This window comes from Rossellomorea sp. NRS-1567, from assembly GCF_050467885.1.
Classification (GTDB): Bacteria; Bacillota; Bacilli; order Bacillales; family Bacillaceae_B; genus Rossellomorea; species Rossellomorea aquimaris_C.
On the sequence record NZ_JBITPL010000001.1, the window covers coordinates 213,674 to 232,936 of the forward strand.

General features: G+C 42.4%; 21 protein-coding genes and 1 other annotated feature. Of the genes, 1 reads left to right on the forward strand and 20 read right to left on the reverse strand.

Annotated elements, in window-relative coordinates:
* Positions 1–9: 9 nt before the first annotated feature.
* The 4 genes from ACIFOD_RS01120 to ACIFOD_RS01135 all read right to left on the reverse strand — a co-directional run bounded on the left by ACIFOD_RS01120 (position 10) and on the right by ACIFOD_RS01135 (position 3,543).
* Positions 10–1,146: a bifunctional cystathionine gamma-lyase/homocysteine desulfhydrase gene (locus ACIFOD_RS01120; protein ID WP_430313181.1), complete on the reverse strand. Its 1,137-nt coding sequence runs from the start codon at positions 1,144–1,146 to the stop codon at positions 10–12.
* Between the two features lie 2 nt (positions 1,147–1,148).
* Positions 1,149–2,072: a PLP-dependent cysteine synthase family protein gene (locus ACIFOD_RS01125; protein WP_430313182.1), complete on the reverse strand. Its 924-nt coding sequence runs from the start codon at positions 2,070–2,072 to the stop codon at positions 1,149–1,151.
* Positions 2,073–2,196: 124 nt separating this feature from the next.
* Entirely contained in the window at positions 2,197–2,889 is a 693-nt protein-coding gene (gene mtnN / locus ACIFOD_RS01130; RefSeq protein ID WP_397552123.1) for a 5'-methylthioadenosine/S-adenosylhomocysteine nucleosidase, read from the reverse strand.
* Positions 2,890–2,904: 15 nt separating this feature from the next.
* Positions 2,905–3,543 (reverse strand): class I SAM-dependent DNA methyltransferase, encoded by a 639-nt coding sequence (locus tag ACIFOD_RS01135; RefSeq protein WP_430313183.1) that lies wholly within the window; start codon positions 3,541–3,543, stop codon positions 2,905–2,907.
* 195 nt (positions 3,544–3,738) lie between these two features.
* Here ACIFOD_RS01135 and ACIFOD_RS01140 point away from each other — a divergent pair, with 195 nt between their 5' ends.
* Entirely contained in the window at positions 3,739–3,945 is a 207-nt protein-coding gene (locus tag ACIFOD_RS01140; protein ID WP_113971303.1) for a DUF2536 family protein, read from the forward strand.
* A 52-nt stretch (positions 3,946–3,997) separates the two neighbouring features.
* Here ACIFOD_RS01140 and ACIFOD_RS01145 read toward each other — a convergent pair whose 3' ends face one another.
* The 16 genes from ACIFOD_RS01145 to bioB form a co-directional block, all read right to left on the reverse strand.
* Positions 3,998–4,717, reverse strand: a complete 720-nt coding sequence (locus ACIFOD_RS01145) for a DUF1510 family protein (protein ID WP_397552121.1) — start codon at positions 4,715–4,717, stop codon at positions 3,998–4,000.
* 137 nt (positions 4,718–4,854) lie between these two features.
* The gene (locus tag ACIFOD_RS01150) at positions 4,855–6,612 is read right to left on the reverse strand and encodes a peptidoglycan D,D-transpeptidase FtsI family protein (protein WP_430313186.1); all 1,758 of its coding nucleotides are present in this window, start codon (positions 6,610–6,612) and stop codon (positions 4,855–4,857) included.
* A gap of 99 nt (positions 6,613–6,711) precedes the next feature.
* Positions 6,712–7,188: a transcription elongation factor GreA gene (gene greA / locus ACIFOD_RS01155; protein ID WP_148969762.1), complete on the reverse strand. Its 477-nt coding sequence runs from the start codon at positions 7,186–7,188 to the stop codon at positions 6,712–6,714.
* 178 nt (positions 7,189–7,366) lie between these two features.
* Complete coding sequence (udk, locus tag ACIFOD_RS01160; protein ID WP_044339568.1) at positions 7,367–8,002, reverse strand: uridine kinase; 636 nt, start codon at positions 8,000–8,002, stop codon at positions 7,367–7,369.
* A 5-nt stretch (positions 8,003–8,007) separates the two neighbouring features.
* On the reverse strand, positions 8,008–9,285 hold the full coding sequence (locus tag ACIFOD_RS01165) for a peptidase U32 family protein (RefSeq protein ID WP_430313253.1): 1,278 nt from the start codon (positions 9,283–9,285) through the stop codon (positions 8,008–8,010).
* Between the two features lie 37 nt (positions 9,286–9,322).
* On the reverse strand, positions 9,323–10,252 hold the full coding sequence (locus ACIFOD_RS01170; RefSeq protein ID WP_430313187.1) for a peptidase U32 family protein: 930 nt from the start codon (positions 10,250–10,252) through the stop codon (positions 9,323–9,325).
* Positions 10,249–10,896 carry an O-methyltransferase gene (locus ACIFOD_RS01175; protein ID WP_430313188.1) on the reverse strand — a complete coding sequence of 216 codons (648 nt, stop codon included), beginning with the start codon at positions 10,894–10,896 and terminating at the stop codon, positions 10,249–10,251. Before ACIFOD_RS01175 ends, ACIFOD_RS01170 begins: the two co-directional genes overlap by 4 nt.
* 200 nt (positions 10,897–11,096) lie before the next feature.
* A complete protein-coding gene (gene mltG / locus ACIFOD_RS01180; RefSeq protein ID WP_397552207.1) occupies positions 11,097–12,236 on the reverse strand; it encodes an endolytic transglycosylase MltG in 1,140 nt (379 codons plus the stop codon).
* 165 nt (positions 12,237–12,401) lie between these two features.
* On the reverse strand, positions 12,402–12,695 hold the full coding sequence (locus tag ACIFOD_RS01185) for a DUF1292 domain-containing protein (protein ID WP_113971296.1): 294 nt from the start codon (positions 12,693–12,695) through the stop codon (positions 12,402–12,404).
* Between the two features lie 14 nt (positions 12,696–12,709).
* Positions 12,710–13,126, reverse strand: coding sequence for a Holliday junction resolvase RuvX (gene ruvX, locus ACIFOD_RS01190; protein WP_113971295.1), 417 nt, complete (start codon positions 13,124–13,126; stop codon positions 12,710–12,712).
* A 3-nt stretch (positions 13,127–13,129) separates the two neighbouring features.
* On the reverse strand, positions 13,130–13,396 hold the full coding sequence (locus ACIFOD_RS01195; protein WP_064092452.1) for an IreB family regulatory phosphoprotein: 267 nt from the start codon (positions 13,394–13,396) through the stop codon (positions 13,130–13,132).
* Positions 13,397–13,479: 83 nt separating this feature from the next.
* Positions 13,480–16,113, reverse strand: coding sequence for an alanine--tRNA ligase (gene alaS, locus ACIFOD_RS01200; RefSeq protein ID WP_430313189.1), 2,634 nt, complete (start codon positions 16,111–16,113; stop codon positions 13,480–13,482).
* Positions 16,114–16,174: 61 nt separating this feature from the next.
* Positions 16,175–16,449: a binding site (T-box leader), on the reverse strand.
* A 76-nt stretch (positions 16,450–16,525) separates the two neighbouring features.
* Positions 16,526–17,602, reverse strand: a complete 1,077-nt coding sequence (locus ACIFOD_RS01205; protein WP_430313191.1) for an AI-2E family transporter — start codon at positions 17,600–17,602, stop codon at positions 16,526–16,528.
* Between the two features lie 107 nt (positions 17,603–17,709).
* Positions 17,710–17,841, reverse strand: coding sequence for a YrzQ family protein (locus tag ACIFOD_RS01210; protein WP_082051298.1), 132 nt, complete (start codon positions 17,839–17,841; stop codon positions 17,710–17,712).
* A gap of 15 nt (positions 17,842–17,856) precedes the next feature.
* Positions 17,857–18,042, reverse strand: coding sequence for a hypothetical protein (locus ACIFOD_RS01215; protein ID WP_034757353.1), 186 nt, complete (start codon positions 18,040–18,042; stop codon positions 17,857–17,859).
* A 203-nt stretch (positions 18,043–18,245) separates the two neighbouring features.
* Entirely contained in the window at positions 18,246–19,247 is a 1,002-nt protein-coding gene (gene bioB, locus ACIFOD_RS01220) for a biotin synthase BioB (protein ID WP_397552115.1), read from the reverse strand.
* Positions 19,248–19,263 lie beyond the last annotated feature (16 nt).

Here is a 19,263-nt window from a genome sequence, read left to right on the forward strand (position 1 = left end):
ATAGACGAATTACTTCGAGAGGGCATTTTCAATATCTTCAATCAGGTCCTCTACGTCTTCAAGACCGACAGAGATACGTACCAAACCATCTGTGATCCCTAACTCATTTCGGCGATCTGCCGGAATGGATGCGTGAGTCATGCGGGCAGGTACTGAGATTAAACTTTCTACAGCACCAAGACTTTCAGCTAATGTGAAGTATTTGGTGTTCGTGAGCAGACGATCGGCATTTTCTTCACTGCCTACATCAAAGGAAACCATTCCCCCGAAGCCCGATGCCTGTTTCTTGGCAATGTCATGGTTCGGATGCGTTTCGAGTCCCGGATAGTAAACCTTTGATACTTTCGGGTGTGATGTAAGATACTCGACTATTTTCTTCGTGTTTTCTTCATGCTCTTCCATTCTCAGCCCTAAGGTTTTAATGCCTCGAATCAGTAACCATGAATCCTGTGGTCCAAGAACCCCGCCTGTTGAATTCTGTACAAAGAACAACTCTTCAGCAAGCTCTTCGGAATTCACAACGACCAGTCCTGCCACAACGTCACTATGTCCGCCGATATATTTCGTTGCGCTGTGAAGAACGATGTCTGCTCCCAGGCTGATTGGATTTTGCCAATAAGGCGTGCTGAATGTATTATCCACGATCGTCAATAGATTGTGCTTCTTGGCTAAGGAAGCCGCTGCCTCGATATCGGTAATTTTCAGCAGTGGATTCGTTGGTGTTTCAATGTAGACAGCCTTTGTATTCGGCCCAATAGCACGTTCAATATTGCCGATATCACTTGAATCAACGAAAGTGGACTCGATGCCGATGCGGTTTAAGACCTTGGTCATGACCCGATACGTTCCGCCATACACATCATCTGTCATGACTATATGATCTCCGCTATTGAACATCATCATAACTGCCGTAATAGCTGCCATTCCCGATCCGAATGCAAAGCCTTTTTCTCCGCCTTCCAGATCTTTAATCAACTCTTCAAGTGAGTGCCTTGTCGGGTTTCCTGAACGTGAATATTCAAAGCCTTTATGCTTTCCTACTTCATCCTGCTTATACGTACTCACCTGATAGATGGGAGTGGATACAGCACCCGTTTGAGTATCTGTAGGGATACCGCCGTGAATTAGTTGTGTTTTCTTTTTCATGATTAGAGTCCTCCTTCATATATTTTCTTACTTAAATAGCGCTCACTCGAGTCCGGGAAAATCGTGACGATATGGCTTCCCGGCTCTGCTTCTTCCGCTTCCTGTAATGCAGCATGCAGCACTGCGCCAGAAGAACTTCCGACCAGCAAGCCTTCCATCAGCGCAAGCTCTTTTACTCGTTTAAAAGCATTGTCGTCCGTCACGGTATGGATGCTATTAAAATAGCTTGAATCCATATAGTGAGGCAAGAATTCCATGCCGATTCCCTCTGTTTTATGAGGTCCTGATGGCCCACCGTTCAAGATGGAGCCTTCAGGTTCAACAATGACTGTTTTGATGTTCTTATTTCTTTCCTTCAGGTACTGAGCAGTCCCCATGAAGGTACCCCCTGTCCCTGCTCCTGCAACAAATGTTTGAATGTTGCCATCCATCTGATTCCATAGTTCAGGTCCCAACGTTTTGTAATACGTCTCCGGATTGGCCGCATTCCCGAATTGCTGCGGAGAATAAGAGTTCGGAATTTCCTTTACCAGTTCATTTGCTTTTGCAATGGCCCCCTTCATTCCTTCCTCGGTTGGGGTATGAATGATTTTGGCGCCTAATGCTTTCATAAGCTCCTGCTTTTCTATGCTGAATTTTTCAGGTACGCAGAACATGACATTGTATCCCGAATTCACAGCTGCAAGAGCCAGGCCGATTCCCGTGTTCCCTGCAGTCGGTTCGATGAGAGTGCCTCCCGGTTCTATTTTACCGTTACGGATGGCATCTTCTAATAATTCCCTGCCCAGACGATCCTTCACACTACCTCCAGGATTGAAAAATTCCAGCTTAGCAAAGAGGCGGACTCCTTTTTTTAATGGGAAGTTTGTAAGCTCGACAATCGGTGTATTCCCAATCAGGTCATGTACGCTGTTATACACGTCCATGTACTCAATCCCCCTTCATAAAAAAAGCTGACTCCATGTACCTCCCCTGTCCTCAAATACATATGATTGGACCGTATGTTTTGATGAGAAAGTAGGTACCCGGGTCAGCCGTATTTTCCTTGTATTAAACAGACTTTACAATGCTCATAACCATTTTGGCAGAGTGGAGGGCCGCCTTTTCTAAATATTGTTCGAAGGAAACATCTGATTCCTTGCCGGCAATATCAGAAAGAGAGCGGATGATGACAAATGGTACGTTAAATTGATGAGCCACTTGCGCAATGGCTGCCGCTTCCATTTCCACTGCCTGTAAATCAGTGAATTTGTCACGGATCGCTTCCACACGCTTAGGATCATTCATAAATGAATCGCCCGTGGCGATCAATCCTGACACCACTTGTGCATTTCCAAGCTCCTTCACGCTATCAATGGCTGTCTGCATTAATTTCCCGTCTGCTGTAAATGCGGCCGGAAGCTGTGGTACCTGACCGTATTCATATCCAAAAGCCGTCACATCCACATCATGATGCCTTACTTCTGTTGAGATGACAACATCCCCAACATTTAACGAAGGATCGAATCCTCCGGCTGACCCTGTATTGATGATGCAATCCGGTTTAAAATGCTGCAGAAGAACGGCTGTTGACATCGCTGCATTCACCTTGCCGATTCCTGAGCGAAGTAAAATCACTTCTTTGTCTTCCATCGTTCCACTTGTATATTCACACCCTGCGATTGTTTCCACTGTCGGGTTTGAAATATTTTCTCTAAGTAAGGCTACTTCTTCTTCCATTGCTCCAATGATGGCGATTTTCATTACTAAAACCTCTTTCTACTGTTTAGTCGCCTCCATAATCCACACAAAGGTATTTACTTGCTTAAAAGTGACTGAAAACCCATTCTGGTCCAACAATTCCCTTAGAACATCCAAGGTTGTGTAATATTCCCGTTTTAAATCTTCAGCAAGGTTGTAATACTCTTTTTTGATTGCTTGGGATATGGCGGCTTGATAGTGCTGATCCGTTTCAAACATCGTATCGGCAAATACTATTTTACCACCATGTGCCAGTAGCTTTCCATATATGCGAAAAGCTTTTCCCTTTTCTTCATCTGTTAAGTGATGGAATGCATAGGAGCTCACGATCGAATCTGCCCCTCCTTCTAAAGAGAAGTCGAGGAAATCTCCATCCGTGAACGTTACCTCTTTTCCAAGCTTCTGCATTCCAATGGCTCTCATTTCAGGGGAAGGTTCAAAAGGAACCACTTCAAGCCCTGCATCCAGTAATTTCCTGGTCAAATTCCCTGTCCCCGGGCCAAATTCAACGACTCTTCCCTTTGACCGGGAAACGACTTCGTCAAGAATGGATTCATAGTGTTCGAAAACCGCTTGATATTCAACGTCTTTTCCCGTTACTGTATCGTCATAAGAATCTGCCCAATCCTGGAACAAATCCAAAAATTCTCTACCCATGGTTCAGCACCTCAGCTACATTAAGTTTATAATTCCTATAAACATACTATGGATTAAAATTAAAACTGTTATTAAATTATCATATTCTTTCAATCAATTCAACAAATAATAATTGTAAAAAACATTTTCCGCCTCTAAAATAAGGAGGACAACCTGTCTGTAAAAAGATCATAAGTAATAGAGGAGGATAAACATATGAATATTTCATTTGACTTAATAGAAGATAAAGTAGAATTTTTTGAAGCAGATAGCTTACGAACGTTGGAAAAGAAGGTGGATGAACAAATCCAGCATAATAAAGCGATCATGCTGAGCGTTCATCATGTAAATCATGCCGTATCCATTGATGAGAATGGCAGAAGATTGTATAGCGCGGCGGTTCATTTTAAAGTAAAAAAATGATTCAAAAAAGGCTCTTCCTAATTAGGAAAAGCCTTTTTCATTTCATCACATATTAATCTTTATCATTTTCCACTAATTCCTGTACTTTGGTAGGCTGCCACCCTTTGCCGTCCACCCATTGCAGATACACTCTGTATGGGGTTTTTGTATCTTTCGCTGTTACGGTAGCCATGGACTTCTGAGGTCCGCCATTTCCTTCGATAAACCAAACCGTCATATTCTCTTCGGGAATGCCCGTTGCATACGAGGTGGCCTTCACCTTTTCCTGCCAGTCGGCAGATCCCATATCATATGACGATACGTGCTCGCCTGATTGCTCAGTACCAATCGGCTTCCAGTTAGGATGCACCATGGTTTTCTTCACATTGGGTTCGTCACTATCTTCCACTTTTAATTCGCTTTGTTCTTCACCTTCTAATTTAACAGTGTCCTCTTCATCAGAAGCTTTGTCTTTTTGTTTTTCTTCATCGCTTTTCTTTTCTTCGTCTTTTTTATCTTCATTTTCTTTTTCCTCAGATTTCTTATCCTCATCTAAAGAAACAGATTTATCGTCTTTTTCAGCATTCTTATTGCTTTTGTCTGAATCTTTTGTTTCTGTATCTTTTGTTTCTGTATCAGCAGCGTTAGATGATGCCTTCTCATCGCCGCCTCCCATCACTATTGTAGCTCCGACAACGACAATCAATAAAAGTACGACTGCGATCATTATGTTCAAAATTTTATTTGAATTCTTCTTGGATCGTTTATCTAATCGAGATTGGTATTTCGCCATTACGTTCCCTCCCTATTATCCTAAACATTTTAACATGACTAGAGGAAAAGAATAAAGCGAAACATTATCCAGCTCAGCTGGTTTTAGTTACTTTCATAAGAAAGGGAAAAAGGTCGCAGGACCATTGTACATCTTGGTTAATTATTCTCTAGATTATAAATGGCATCCACGCTATCTTTGAAAATCGGATAAATGCCGCCTTCATTTATTTTTACGTCCATGTTGACGGCAACGAGGGAGTATTTGGGATTTTCAAAAGGAAAATATCCTGCGAACCATTTATTGTACAATTCATTTTCCTTCACTTGTTCTCCACGATAATTACCTGTCTGGGCCGTTCCCGTTTTACCGGCAATGGTGTAGGCAGCTGTTTGCAGGTATGGAGCTGTTCCCTCTGGGGAGTTCACCACTCCTCTTAAATACTGCTGAAGCTTCATGGCCGTATAAGGAGTGATTGTCTCACCCTCCTGCTTCTGTTTGGGGAAGGAAAACATCTTCGTTCCATTTTGATACTCGACTGCGGATACCGCACTTACCTGATATTTTTCTCCTCCCCTGGCAATGGTGGCCATCATATTGGCCATGCCAAGGGGGGTGACTCGAACTTCTTTTTGTCCGATACCTGTTAAGGAAACGAGATTCGGATCCTCTCTGTCTGTCTCTGAGGTAAAGATTCTTCCCGCGCTTACTTGAAGCTGAGGAAAACTTTCATAATGAAAGACGTTTCCTTTCCAGGTTATATCCCCGAGCAGACCAATCTTTTCAGCATATTCATCCAGGAGATGACCATCCTTCTCCGTTAGTTCGTTCGCCAAATCCGCAAACGTTCGGTTACAGCTGACAGCAAGACTCGTCTTAATATTGATATTACCGTGTGGCTTTTCGGCTGGAGCCCCCCTGATGCCTTCATCACATGCAAACAGCCTGCTTTCATCCACAATCCCTTCGTCCATGGCTGCAGCGGCAACCACGGTCTTAAACACGGATCCGGGGATCAACGCTTTCAGCATGTAATTCGTTGCACCTCCACTAAACGGGTCACGGCTTTTCATGGAAGGTCTTGATACACTGGCAACGATTTCACTCTTTTCAATATCAAGGAGCAGTAATCCTCCCTTTTGAATGTTATACATATCGGCGACTTCTTCCAATGCTATCTGCATCCTGGCATCGATTGTCGTTTTCACATTAAGGGGGTAGAAGGGATTGGCAGGGGCCAAATACTTCACGTCTACACCGAATAGCGGACCACCGATGGCATCCACATGATAGATCAGCTTTGCTTCTTCCTCTGCGACCAGCCACTCGTCAAAGCTTTCTTGAAGGCCGGACACACCAATTTTCTGATTCGCTCCTTTTACTTTATCAGGATACCGCTTATGAAAAACCTCTGTATTTTCTCCTGTTACGCCGATCAACTGAGAAGCAGGGACTTCGGTGCTTTTGAACTTTTTAGTGAGTGCAAACACTCCCTGAATTTCAAGGTCATTAATGTCACTCATTTGGCTTTCCGACAGCTGTAACGGCTCTTTTCCGCCAAAGATGATGGGTCCTTTCGCTTCCGCAAGCTTTGTTAGGATGGTTTGAGGTGGCACATGGAGTATATCTGCCACTTTTTCTGCTGGCCAGTCCATTTTCTTCAAGAAAGGAAAAAGAACAAGAACATTTTTCTCCGTATACGTAAGTGGTTCCCCGTTCCGATCGAGAAATTCTCCCCGGCCTTCATCGATCACCAATTGTTGCGTTCGTTGAGAGACACTTTCTTCCAGAAGATTGATTTGATGTTTCGAATAGGATTCTGTTTGAAATAATTGCAATTGCATCAGTCTACCTGCTAGCGCAAAAAGGGCAAGTAATAAAAATATACTGAGTAACCTGATTCGTTTTCGTTTCATTTTGTCACCTCGTCCCCATTGTTGACGAGTTTCATGTGAAATAATCTTATTCACAGCATAAAAAAAGAAGAGACTCGCTAATGAGTCTCTTCTACATGATCAGCTTACTTCTACAATCTTCACATTCATTTCTCCACCTGGAGTTTGAACACTTACTTTCGCGCCAACTTTATGTCCCAGAAGGCTTTTCGCGATTGGTGAATCATTTGAAATTTTCCCTTCAAATGGATCCGCTTCTGCACTACCGACGATTGTGTATGTTTCTTTGTCTCCGTCCGGCAGTTCAACGAACGTTACTTTTTTCCCTAATTGTACTGTATCTGAGTTCATATCATCTTCTTGAATGATTTTCGCATTGCGAATCATGTTTTCTAAAGTAGAAATACGACCTTCAACAAATGCTTGTTCATCTTTCGCTGCGTCGTACTCTGAGTTCTCGGATAAATCTCCAAAGCTTCGGGCGATTTTAATACGCTCAACGACTTCTTTACGTTTAACCGTTTTCAAATTCTCAAGTTCTTTTTCTAACTTCTCTTTACCTTCTGCTGTCATCGGAAATACTTTATCTGTACTCATGACCCTCTTCACTCCTTCTTCTATCTAAGAGTTCCCCATACTCTTTATGTAAATGTTCATTTGTTAACTATGTAAAGGTAGGGAATGGAGAGAGAATTCCTTCTCTCTCCATTCCCTGCTTCTTTACAATGTGGGAAAATGTAAAATCTACCTATATGTCTTTATCTATGCTATCGTATTACAAAAATGACTTTTGTTCAAGAATAGTTTGAATTTTTGTTACCATTAAATCGATTGCTACGTGATTATGACCACCTTCAGGAATGATCACGTCAGCATATCGCTTCGTCGGTTCGATAAATTGATTATGCATAGGACGAACAACTGTAATGTATTGATCAATGACGGAATCAATGGAACGACCCCGCTCTTTAATATCGCGAAGCATTCTTCTGATGATGCGAAGATCGGCATCTGTATCTACATATAGCTTAATATCCATTAAGTTACGCAATCTTTCATCTTCTAATACTAAAATTCCTTCTAAAATAATAACATCTTTTGGTTCAACGAGAATCGTATCGTCTGAACGGGTGTGCATTTTATAATCATATACCGGTTTATTTACGGGTTGATGATCTAAAAGACCGTGAAGATGTTGAATCAATAGATCATTATCAAAGGCCAATGGATGATCATAATTCGTTTTCAGACGTTCCTCAAAAGGTAGATTCGATTGATCTTTATAATAATAATCCTGCTGCAGCATTAAAATCGAATGACCTTGAAATTGCTCATAAATGGCTTTGGTAACACTTGTTTTACCTGAGCCGGATCCTCCTGCTACACCAATCACAACGGGTTTATGCTTCATAAGTATTAGGTGTTCTCCTTTCGCATCATGTTATCAGGATATACTCTCTGATGAACCTTGAATTTCACAATTTGTAATGGGTGACGTGCAACATCAAGCTCATTTCCTTTTTCATCCCACATCTTCTCGACAACTTGCGTAAAGTTTGAGATTTCAGGACCGAAAAATTCTACTTCTTCTCCTGTTTTAAAATGGTTTCTCTGTTGCAGGGTGACGATTTGCGTTTCTTCGTCGTAATCTAACACAAGTCCGACAAATTCATAATTTGTGTTTTTCTTATTATGAACACCAAACATTTGCTCCTTGAAGCCTGGAACTCCCTCAAAAAATGCTGGAGCTGTATCACGGTTCGCACATTTATCGAGCTCTTCCAGCCATTGTTGTTGAATCGTAAAATTATCGGGATCTTTACAGTATTCGTCAATCACTTTACGGTATACGCTTACGACAGTGGCTACGTAGTGAATGGACTTCATACGTCCCTCGATTTTCAGGCTGTCAATGCCCAATTCAATCATTCTCGGAATCGATTCAACCAGCTTTAAATCTTTTGGACTCATGGCAAAAGGTGCATCACCGTTTTGGTAAAGAGGATTCTCATTCCCTCCGTCCGCTTCATATAAGTCGTAATCCCAACGGCATGATTGACAGCACCCGCCACGATTTGAGTCACGGGCCGTCATATGGTTACTTAATGTGCAGCGGCCGGAGTAGGCAATGCACATCGCCCCATGGATAAAGATCTCGATTTCAATATCTACCTTTTCTTTCATTTCACGGATTTCGTCCCCGCTTGCTTCACGTGCCAATACCACTCGATCGAGTCCTTCTTCCTTCCAGAACTGAACCGCTTTCCAGTTTGAAAGGGACTGCTGGGTACTTAAATGCACCTCCACTTTTGGTGCGACCCTCCTGCATGTTTCAATGATGAGTGGGTCAGCGACAATAATACCCGCAACCCCCGCTTCCTGAAGTCCACGCAGGTAGTCTTCGAGACCCTCCATATTCTCATTATGGGCATAGATGTTGGTTGTTACATAAATTTTGGCGCCATAACCTCTCGCAAACTCCACGCCCTCTTTCATTTGTTCGAGGGTGAAATTCCCGGCGTTTGAGCGCAGGCCGTATTCCTGTCCGCCTATATAGACTGCATCTGCACCGTAATGGACAGCGATCTTCAATTTCTCCAGATTACCAGCAGGAGCCAGTAACTCAGGTTTCTTCACAATGACACGTCTTCCATCTACTATCTTGGATATGGGGTTTTTCACAACCGTGGTCATCGTAACTCCTCCGTTCTGATCAATCTTCATTTCGTTCTTAATACACCGTTTCTTTAAAGAAAAATCCAGTATCCAATGGACGATTTTCAGGTTGCAGGCTCTTCGCTTCTTCCAAAAACCCGTCTTTTTTCTCGTCATATTGATCTTCGTCTTCTACATATAGATCAATGGCTTTACGATATAGTTTCGTTACTTCCAGTATATATTCTGAAGATTTCCGGACCCCATCGATTTTGAAGGAATCAATGCCGGCTTCGATCATTTCACCCAGCTCATCGACAATGCACATATCATTCGGACTCATAATATGGGTGCCGTTCTCATCTTCATAGATTGGGTATTTATTATGACGTTCTTCATCGTGCAGGAACATATTACGTTGTTCTTTACGGTTTTCAATCTCCATCGCCTTGCCTCTATACTCAAAATAATTACCTAGTAATGAGCGTTTTGATTGGAACATGCAGGTCATTCCGTGGACCTGGACCTCGATTTCAACCTCTGCATTTTCTTTCATCTCCACGATGGTATCCATGCTTAATTCCCGGGCCAGAACAGCGCGTTTCGCCCCTTTTCTGCCCCAATAATTACATGTATACCAATTGGTGGCGGTCGTTTCCGTGTTCCAATGAAGCAACATATCCGGTGCCACTTCACGGGCAGCCATTAACACAGCAGGGTCACCGAACACGATCGCATCCGCACCGGCTTCTTTTAGAAAGGCAATATAGTCGTCAAGTTCAGAAATTTTATCATTATGGAAAAGGGCGTTCATGGCTACATACACTTTTTTACCATATTTGTGGGCCGCTTTGATGGCTTCGGCTACATCTTCTCTTGAAAACTCTCCTGCAAGCCTTAAGCCATACCTTTGTTCACCAATCATAAACGCATCCGCTCCCGCCGATGCTAACGGTTCAATATCAGAAACAGAGACAGGGGTCACGAGTAATTCTGGTTTTTTCATGAGCGATCACCTCTTTTTTTACTGATGGCAATACCGTCTCCAACGGGTAAAATACTCGTATCAAATTGCCCATGATTCATGAGCCATTCATTATAATTCTTTAATTTTTTCACCATGTTCCGAATTCTTTTCTGTTCTACTTCTTCTTGGGCGACAAGTCCCTTAAAAAGGACATTATCCGAGTAGACGACCCCTTCTTCTGACAGCATTTCAGAGTAGAGTTCAAAGAATTTAAGGTATTGTCCCTTGGCAGCATCGATAAATATGGCATCAAAAGGACCGTGGTTTTCTACTTCTTCGCCGAGCTCCAAGGCGTCACCGAATAAAGTTACGATCCTCTTACGGTCATCTGAACGAGACAGAAAGCTCTGAGCTGCGTCGAATCTTTCTTCGTCACGTTCAAGGGTGACGATTGTCGAGTGGGGAAGAGCCTCCGCCATCCTGAGAGCGGAATACCCAATAGCAGTCCCAATTTCCAAGATGCGTTTCGGTTGTTGTATACGTAACATCCCCAGCAATGCTTCAATCCCTACCAGCTCCATAATCGGAACGTTATGAGCTTCTGCATATTGCTCCATCTCAGCAAGTAAAGGGGGACGTTCTTTCACAATTGATTCTATATAGTGAATAACCTCTTCGTTCATAAATAAGCCTCACGATCATGTTCATAAGTGGTCTCGGGTAACGATCCATTCTTTAGACAACATGAAAAGAAGAAAGCTACAATGAGCTTTCTACTTCACACACATCTTCATAAAGATATCGCCCGTATATAAAAATAACTTGTACTATTTTATCACATAGAGAAGAGGAAAGCGAATATTTCTTTCCTCTTCTCACCAGGCTATTCTTCTTTGTTTGTTATATACTTCGCCTTTTTCTCGTTATGTTCTTCTAAAGTTTCAGAATAATAAACGGATCCATTGGAAGAAGCCAGGAAATAGTAATATTCTGTATCCTCTGGTTCTAAAGCCGCTTCAATCGAAGAGACACCGGCATTCGCGATCGGGCCGGGTGGTAACCCCTTCACTTGATATGTGTTATAAGGTGAATCCACTTCCAGATCTTTGTAGACGGTTCTTTTTTTATGTTTACCTAATGCATAAAGCACCGTAGGATCGGTTTGAAGAGGCATACCTTCTTCTATACGATTATAGAAAACACTTGAGATTTTTCCTCTGTCTGCTTTTTCTGTTGCTTCTTCTTCAATGAGGGAAGATAACGTAAGAAGCTCATGAGCCGTGTATTCCCTATCTGCCATCGCTCCCTCATATTGAGCGAGGACTTCATTCGTTTGGGCAATCATCTTCGTTAAGATGGCTTCTAAAGAAGGTTTTTTCTCATAGAAAGGGTACGTCGCAGGATAGAGGTATCCTTCCAACGGACGTTTAATTCCTTCCTTTAATATTTCATCAGTTATCAATGCCGGATATTCCTGTTTTAATTGCTCGAACCATTTCTTATCATTTAATTTCTCTTCAATTTCGTCTTTTTTGTAAGGGGACTTATCAGCAATAAGCTCAGCGATTTGGTCTAATTGCAGTCCCTCGGGTATGGTAATCTTGAATTCTGCTTTTCTCATTACCTTCCCTGTTTTTAAGCTATTCACAATTTCATTTAATGTCATGGAAGGTGTCAAGTCATAAGAACCTGCCTGAAAACCGGATTCATTGTTGAATTTGACATAGTATTTAAAAATCGTAGAATTCTTAACGATTCCTTCTTCCTCGAGAATGTTCCCGATGGATGTAACTCCAGAGCCTATAGGTATTTCGACTTTTACTGGTTTCGTATTGTCCGGATCGACGGGTTTTAATGCTGAATTCACATAAAGGTATCCACCAATGGCCGTTCCTCCAATAATAATGACAAGACAAAGAATGACAAGTCCTACTATTTTTCTAATGACCTTTGCCTCCTCTTGTCTTTCCAGCAGTTTTTTCATAAGTGTTTCTTTTATGTTTTTCTTTTTATCCAAAGCTATATTTCCCCCTTTCGAGCAAAAAAGCGGGATATCCGTCAAACGTAATTCGACATCATCTCCACTATTATACAATATTTTGCACAAAGTGAAACAGGGACCTGCAAAAAGGTGAATTTTTTGTCCCTTTTTGCGGTCCCTGTTTCGTATGAAACTATAGCTTACTGCTTATTCTGCGTCTTCTTCTTCTTCGTCTAAGAAAGTGTTTAACATTTCTTCGATCATGTCCCACTCTTCTTCCGTTTCAATCGGCTTTAATTCGCCTTCTTGTCCTTCGTCTCCCGGAAGGAAAGCAGAAGCGTGAATTTCGATTTCTTCTTCGTCGTTCTCATCTGCTCCCAGTGGATAGTAAAGGACATATGATTTATTGAATTTATCTGATTCAAACGTGAAAAGAACCTCGCATAATTGTTCATTTCCTTGTTCGTCAACTACTGTTATTTGTTTTTCTCCGTGTTCCATGAACATTCACCTCATTATTTTTGGCTATCAAGATATCCTTGAAGGATCATCATCGCAGCCATTTTATCAATTACCTTCTTACGTTTCTTCCTACTTACATCGGCTTCTAAAAGGACTCGTTCCGCAGCCATCGTACTCAGTCGTTCATCCCAGTATTTAACGGGAAGGGATAACTCTTGCTGAATTAAATCCCCATAAGCTTTAGACGCTTCTCCCCGGGGACCAATTGAGTTGTTCATGTTTTTAGGCAATCCGACTACAACTGTATCCACCTGGTACTCTTCGGCAAGTTCCTTTAATCTGTCGATCCGGAACACACCTTGATCTTCGTCAATCTTAATCGTTTCAATTCCTTGAGCGGTCCAACCAAGCTCATCGCTAATTGCGACTCCCACTGTTTTAGAGCCGACGTCTAAACCCATTACACGCATGTATTATCCCTCTTTGTGCTGTTTCAAATACGATTTGACTAATTCTTCGATGATCTCATCACGTTCTAAACGGCGGATGATATTTCTGGCGTCTTGATGTCTGGGAATGTAAGCAGGATCTCCAGATAATAAGTACCCTACGATTTGATTGATCGGGTTGTACCCTTTTTCTTGAAGAGCATCATGAACCTGCAGGAGAACTTCCCTCACGTCATGTTCGAACGGCTCCTCTGAAAAATCAAACCGCATCGTTTTGTCAAAAGAACTCATTTTTAGCACCTCTCTTTAGGCTTGTCTTTTTGACAACCGAATTGTTAATCGTTACCTACATTGTACACCACTTTCACAAGGAGTTAAATGGATTTGACCCATTCTTCTACAATTTGCAGTGCTTCTTCAACTTTTTCCGGGTGTTTACCACCAGCTTGAGCCATGTCCGGACGGCCACCGCCTCCTCCACCACAGCGTGAAGCTACTTCTTTAACAAGTTTTCCAGCATGATATCCTTTTTCGACTAAGTCCTTCGTAACTCCTGCAATGATCGTAACTTTATCGTCCCCAGTTGTTGCCAATACAATCACCCCGGAGCCCATTTTCAGTTTAAGATCATCCATCATTGTACGCAATCCATTGCTATCTCCAGCAGCCACTTTCGCGGAAAGAACATTCACCCCGTCAATGACTTTGACTTGATCCGTTAAGCTACCTGCTTCTATGTTAGACAACTTTCCGGATAATGATTCATTTTCTCTTTGAAGCTCTTTCATTTCTACTAATAAGGAGTCGACGCGATTGACCACTTCTTTAGGGTTCGCTTTAAGTTTGCCTGCTACTTGCTTCAGTTGAGAAACTTGGTCATTCAGCACTTTATAAGCATTCTCTGCTGTAACAGCTTCAATCCTTCTCGTACCTGCTCCAATCCCGCTTTCAGACAGGATCTTAAATAACCCGATTTCAGACGTGTTCGATACATGACAGCCACCACAAAGTTCTAAGCTATATTCTCCAATCGATACCACGCGAACTTCTTCGCCGTATTTTTCTCCGAATAGAGCCATCGCCCCCATCGCTTTTGCCTCTGATAATGATTTAAGGGCTGTGTTCACTGAAATAGCTTGCCAAACCTTCTCATTGACGATGGTTTCGATTCGTTCAATCTCTTCCTGGGAAACAGAACCGAAATGAGAGAAATCGAATCGCAGACGATCTGGTTCTACTAAAGAACCTGCCTGGTTTACATGATCTCCAAGAACATCTTTCAATGCCTGATGAAGGATGTGAGTAGCTGTGTGATTTTTCTCCACTCTTGTTCTGGACTCACGGGACACTTTAGCCAGCACCTGTGCATGTTGCTCTAACGTACCCTCTTCGACGATGGCAGAGTGAAGGTTTTGGCCATTAGGTGCTTTCTTGACGTTTGTCACCAAAACTTTCACACCCATAGCTTCAATGTACCCTTTATCGCCGATTTGTCCGCCGCTCTCTGCGTAGAAAGGTGTCTGGTCCAGAATGAATTGACATTCCTGTCCTTTATCTACTTTAGGCTGACGCTCATTGTCAACCAGCAGCTCAAGAATAGTAGCAGTCGTTTCTAGAGTGTCATACCCTACGAAGCGACTTTCTACCGTGATGTCACTAAGGACTCCACCCTGCACCTGCATGCTTCCTACATCCTGGCGAGCCGATCTCGCTCTTTCACGCTGGGCTTCCATTTCTTTTTCAAAACCTTCATGGTCCACTGTTAATCCTTCTTCTTCTGCATATTCTTCCGTTAACTCAACCGGGAAGCCGTACGTATCATACAAACGGAAGACATCCTCACCTGGAACGATCTTATTACCTGCAGATTTTTGTACCTTGATGATAGAAGAAAGAATAGCAAGCCCCTCGTTCAATGTTTCGTGGAAGCGATCTTCTTCATTTTTCACTACTTTTTGGATGAATTCCGCTTTTTGTTTCACTTCCGGATAGAAATCCACCATGATTTCAGAAACAACCGGGACCAATTCATACATGAATGGACGGTTGATTTCAATTTGTTTCGCAAATCGAACCGCACGGCGAAGCAGTCTTCTTAATACATAGCCGCGGCCTTCATTGGATGGAAGAGCTCCGTCACCTATGGCAAAGGAAACCGTTCTGATATGATCGGCGATGACCTTGAACGCTACGTCGATGTCACTGTCTGTTCCGTAAGACTTACCAGAAATTTCTTCTGTCGCCTTAATGATCGGAATGAATAAATCGGTATCAAAGTTTGTAGGTACTTCTTGTACGACACATGCCATACGTTCAAGTCCCATACCGGTATCGATATTCTTCTTAGGGAGCGGAGTGTACGTTCCGTCAGGGTTATGATTGAATTGTGAGAACACAAGATTCCATACCTCAAGGTAACGATCATTCTCTCCACCCGGATATAATTCAGGGTCTTCAGGATTGTCCCCATATTCCGGCCCACGATCATAGAAGATTTCTGTATTCGGGCCACTTGGACCTTCCCCGATATCCCAGAAGTTCCCTTCGATGCGAATGATTCGTTCAGCTGGTACGCCAACTTTTTTGTTCCAGATGTCAAATGCTTCGTGATCTTCGGGATGAATGGTAACAGATAGGTATTCAGGATCAAAGCCGACCCATTTTTTATCCGTTAAGAACTCCCAAGCCCATTCAATCGCTTCTACTTTAAAATATTCTCCGATCGAGAAGTTTCCAAGCATTTCGAAAAACGTGTGATGGCGTGCTGTTTTCCCTACGTTTTCAATATCATTTGTACGAATCGACTTTTGGGCATTCACGATCCTAGGATTTTGAGGGATGACACGTCCATCAAAATATTTCTTTAATGTCGCTACCCCACTATTGATCCATAAAAGGGACGGATCCTCATGTGGAACTAATGGTGCACTTGGTTCCACCCCATGCCCTTTTTCCTGAAAGAAATCTAAAAACTTCTGACGAATTTCTGCGCCTGTTAACTTTTTCATGTTAAGCTTCCTCCTTTATATGTATGGTTAAAAAAGAATACAAAAAAGCCCTCATCCCTAAAACAGGGACGAGAGCTGTTTCTCGCGGTACCACCCTGGTTATGAACAAAGAAAGTGCAGGCTTAGGGGTTCGTAATTCCTTGGTTGCCCCCTCACAAAACCTTTTTGCATTTCTATATTGTTCATCCCTCAAAACACCTTAACGCGGATAGACGACAGGCTTTACCTGCACTCAGGATTAGCGTTCGGTTATCCTTCATCTAAAATCCCTTACAGCCTGGGGGATTCCTCTCTGGTAGATGGGCTATAACCTACTCGATCCTTCATTGCTTTCATTTTATGCGAATACTTGTATATGTTGGATTATAGAAATATTCACTGTATTTGTCAATGTTGATTCTTATTTTTTCAGTTAATCTTTCCCTGCTGCATGAATGAAATGGGTTCGTCCGTGTAAAATCGCTACTTTTACCACAGCTAAAAAAGGTACTGCCACAATCATGCCGATCACACCCCCTACTTCACCACCGATGATAAGGGCAGCCATAATAAACAGTGGATGCATATGAAGGCTTTTTCCGACAATGAGGGGCGATAAGATATTCCCCTCCAGGAATTGGAGTATGACGACCATGATGACGACATATATCATCATATTGACGGAAATCGTACTTGCCACAATGGCAGCTGGAACGGCTCCGATAATCGGTCCGAAATAGGGTATTACATTGGTTACTCCAATGATCAATCCAAGGATCAAAGGATACTTCATACCAATGAACCAGAGCGTCAATGCTGAAAGTCCCCCAATGATCAAACAAACTAAAAGCTGTCCCCGGATATAGCCTCCCAGCGATTCATCCACATCCTTTGAGAATGAAATAGCGCTGTCCCTCCATTTTTTAGGGGTAAGCTGCCACAGAAATTTTTTCACTTTCGTAATATCCTTTAATAAATAAAAGGATACGAAGGGAATGATCGCAACAAGCAGCAGGCTGTTCATAAACTTCATGACAGCAGCCAGAACGACTGCTACCAGCCCCGTCAACCAGGCTTCGATCCCGTCGATTCTTTCCTCTAATTGAGATTGGATTCCGTCAGGCCAAGTGGAGGTCTCACTTTGCACATAGTCCAGCCACCTCTGGTACTGTTTTGTAAATAGTGGCGCATTCTCTGATAAATCTTTCAGCTGATGTATGATGATTGGAGTTCCCTTATAGATCGCATATCCTAATCCTCCGAAGAAAAGGATGTAGATGAGCATGATTGCTATTCCCCTATGAATGCCCGCCTCATGGATTTTTTCTACTATTGGATGAAGCAAATAGGCAATGAATCCCCCTATCAAGAAGGGTAGGAGCGAAAAGAACAATACTTCCAAGACCGGATGCCATACAGGTTTTAATAAATAGAGAATATATAGAAATAAAGCAAGAATAAGGGCAATTGAAAGTCGGTACAACCATTTGGCATAGGGTCTCTTTTCCATCCTTAACACCTCCTTCTCTTATATATTGTTCGAAGATAGAAGGGTGTTTTATTCATTCAGGTGTAAACATAAAAAAAGACTGACCCGAAAGTCAGCCTTTTTAGCTGTTAAAAAAGTTTCTTTACTTGTTTACGAATTCGTTTCATTTGTCTTTGGTTCATCATATTGGATCTTTGAGAATAAATGGAAGCAGCGATTCCTGCTCCAAAACCAACGATGGATGCAAATGTTTTGTTCAAGAAAGACACCTCTTCCTAGCTTAATCGGCGTTCTTCCTCATCAAACAAGTCGTCTAAGGAGCTCAGTGATCCATCCTCTTCCACTTGGTGAGTATGAATGACTCCCTTTGACAAGGAAAGCTCTATATAGCAGCCCCAACAATAATATTGGTTGATGCCGATCTTTCCGATATCTTTGCTCTGACAATTTGGACACTTCATCGGTAAGGTTCACCTCTATTACACCAAACCTGGTGTGTATTCCCTACCATCATGACCAATCCGAGCTCGTTTTATACTTGTTCAATGAGAATATCCGCCCAAACGATGTTTGATCACCGTTCTTATATAGTGTGGGATATTTTCTTGAATTCATAAGGAGTAACCTTTTCCAAAGCACCCACCTAAATTTATTTATTCAAATTTCATGATGTTGCCTGCTCACTTACTTCCTTCACATAATCAACCTCAAATCCCAGATCTTCAAGCATTTGGTGATCGGCTGTCCCTTCCTGGCCGGCTGTCGTTAAGTAATCACCAACGAAAATCGAGTTGGCTGGATAAAGTCCCAGCGGCTGTAAACTGCGCAGATTCACTTCCCGTCCCCCTGAAATACGGATCTCTTTTGTCGGGTTGATGAAGCGCATTAAACAAAGGACCTTTAAACAATATCTCGGATCGAGGTCGTTTGTTCCTTCAAGAGGGGTACCATCTATTGCATGTAAAAAGTTCACGGGAATGGAGTCGGCATCCAACACCTTTAAGCTTCGGGACATATCAACCACATCCTGCAATGTCTCTTTCATGCCGACAATGATTCCGGAACAGGGGGAAATCCCTTGTGCTTTCGCTTGTTCGACGGTATTCACCCTGTCTTCATATGTATGGGAAGTGGTGATGTTTTCATGATGGTTCTCTGAAGTATTGATGTTATGGTTATAACGGTCCACGCCTGCTTCTTTTAACCTTTTCGCCTGATCGTCTTTTAGTAAGCCCAAACAAGCACATACTTTTAAGTTATATTGCTCCTTGATTTCCTTTACTGCTGAAACCACATGATCCACTTCACGATTGCTCGGGCCCCTTCCACTCGCCACAATGCAATATGTTCCCACATTTAGCTGATGAGCATTTTGGGCTCCTTTTAGAATGGTCTCTTTATCCACCATGCGATATTTCTCAATCGGAGCATTTGAAACAATGGACTGTGAACAATAGCCGCAGTTTTCAGGGCATAAACCTGATTTCGTATTGATGATCATATTTAATTTCACTTTGTTCCCATAATAATGTTTTCGAATCAGGTAAGCGCTATGCAATAATTCCAGAAGCTCGTCATCCGGACTTTGTAAAATCGATAAAGCCTCTTCATTTGTGATTTCTTCTCCCTCGATCACTCCAAGTGCCAGTTCCTTCCACGTTTTCATGTGAAATTCCTCCCCC

Bases quoted from the DNA above. Each gene is read 5' to 3' on its own strand.
- ACIFOD_RS01120 (WP_430313181.1), bottom strand. From the start codon at position 1,146: ATGAAAAAGAAAACACAACTAATTCACGGCGGTATCCCTACAGATACT.
- ACIFOD_RS01125 (WP_430313182.1), bottom strand. From the start codon at position 2,072: ATGGACGTGTATAACAGCGTACATGACCTGATTGGGAATACACCGATT.
- mtnN (WP_397552123.1), bottom strand. From the start codon at position 2,889: ATGAAAATCGCCATCATTGGAGCAATGGAAGAAGAAGTAGCCTTACTT.
- ACIFOD_RS01135 (WP_430313183.1), bottom strand. From the start codon at position 3,543: ATGGGTAGAGAATTTTTGGATTTGTTCCAGGATTGGGCAGATTCTTAT.
- ACIFOD_RS01140 (WP_113971303.1), top strand. From the start codon at position 3,739: ATGAATATTTCATTTGACTTAATAGAAGATAAAGTAGAATTTTTTGAA.
- ACIFOD_RS01145 (WP_397552121.1), bottom strand. From the start codon at position 4,717: ATGGCGAAATACCAATCTCGATTAGATAAACGATCCAAGAAGAATTCA.
- ACIFOD_RS01150 (WP_430313186.1), bottom strand. From the start codon at position 6,612: ATGAAACGAAAACGAATCAGGTTACTCAGTATATTTTTATTACTTGCC.
- greA (WP_148969762.1), bottom strand. From the start codon at position 7,188: ATGAGTACAGATAAAGTATTTCCGATGACAGCAGAAGGTAAAGAGAAG.
- udk (WP_044339568.1), bottom strand. From the start codon at position 8,002: ATGAAGCATAAACCCGTTGTGATTGGTGTAGCAGGAGGATCCGGCTCA.
- ACIFOD_RS01165 (WP_430313253.1), bottom strand. From the start codon at position 9,285: ATGACCACGGTTGTGAAAAACCCCATATCCAAGATAGTAGATGGAAGA.
- ACIFOD_RS01170 (WP_430313187.1), bottom strand. From the start codon at position 10,252: ATGAAAAAACCAGAATTACTCGTGACCCCTGTCTCTGTTTCTGATATT.
- ACIFOD_RS01175 (WP_430313188.1), bottom strand. From the start codon at position 10,896: ATGAACGAAGAGGTTATTCACTATATAGAATCAATTGTGAAAGAACGT.
- ACIFOD_RS01185 (WP_113971296.1), bottom strand. From the start codon at position 12,695: ATGGAACACGGAGAAAAACAAATAACAGTAGTTGACGAACAAGGAAAT.
- ruvX (WP_113971295.1), bottom strand. From the start codon at position 13,126: ATGCGTGTAATGGGTTTAGACGTCGGCTCTAAAACAGTGGGAGTCGCA.
- ACIFOD_RS01195 (WP_064092452.1), bottom strand. From the start codon at position 13,396: ATGAGTTCTTTTGACAAAACGATGCGGTTTGATTTTTCAGAGGAGCCG.
- alaS (WP_430313189.1), bottom strand. From the start codon at position 16,113: ATGAAAAAGTTAACAGGCGCAGAAATTCGTCAGAAGTTTTTAGATTTC.
- ACIFOD_RS01205 (WP_430313191.1), bottom strand. From the start codon at position 17,602: ATGGAAAAGAGACCCTATGCCAAATGGTTGTACCGACTTTCAATTGCC.
- ACIFOD_RS01215 (WP_034757353.1), bottom strand. From the start codon at position 18,042: ATGAAGTGTCCAAATTGTCAGAGCAAAGATATCGGAAAGATCGGCATC.
- bioB (WP_397552115.1), bottom strand. From the start codon at position 19,247: ATGAAAACGTGGAAGGAACTGGCACTTGGAGTGATCGAGGGAGAAGAA.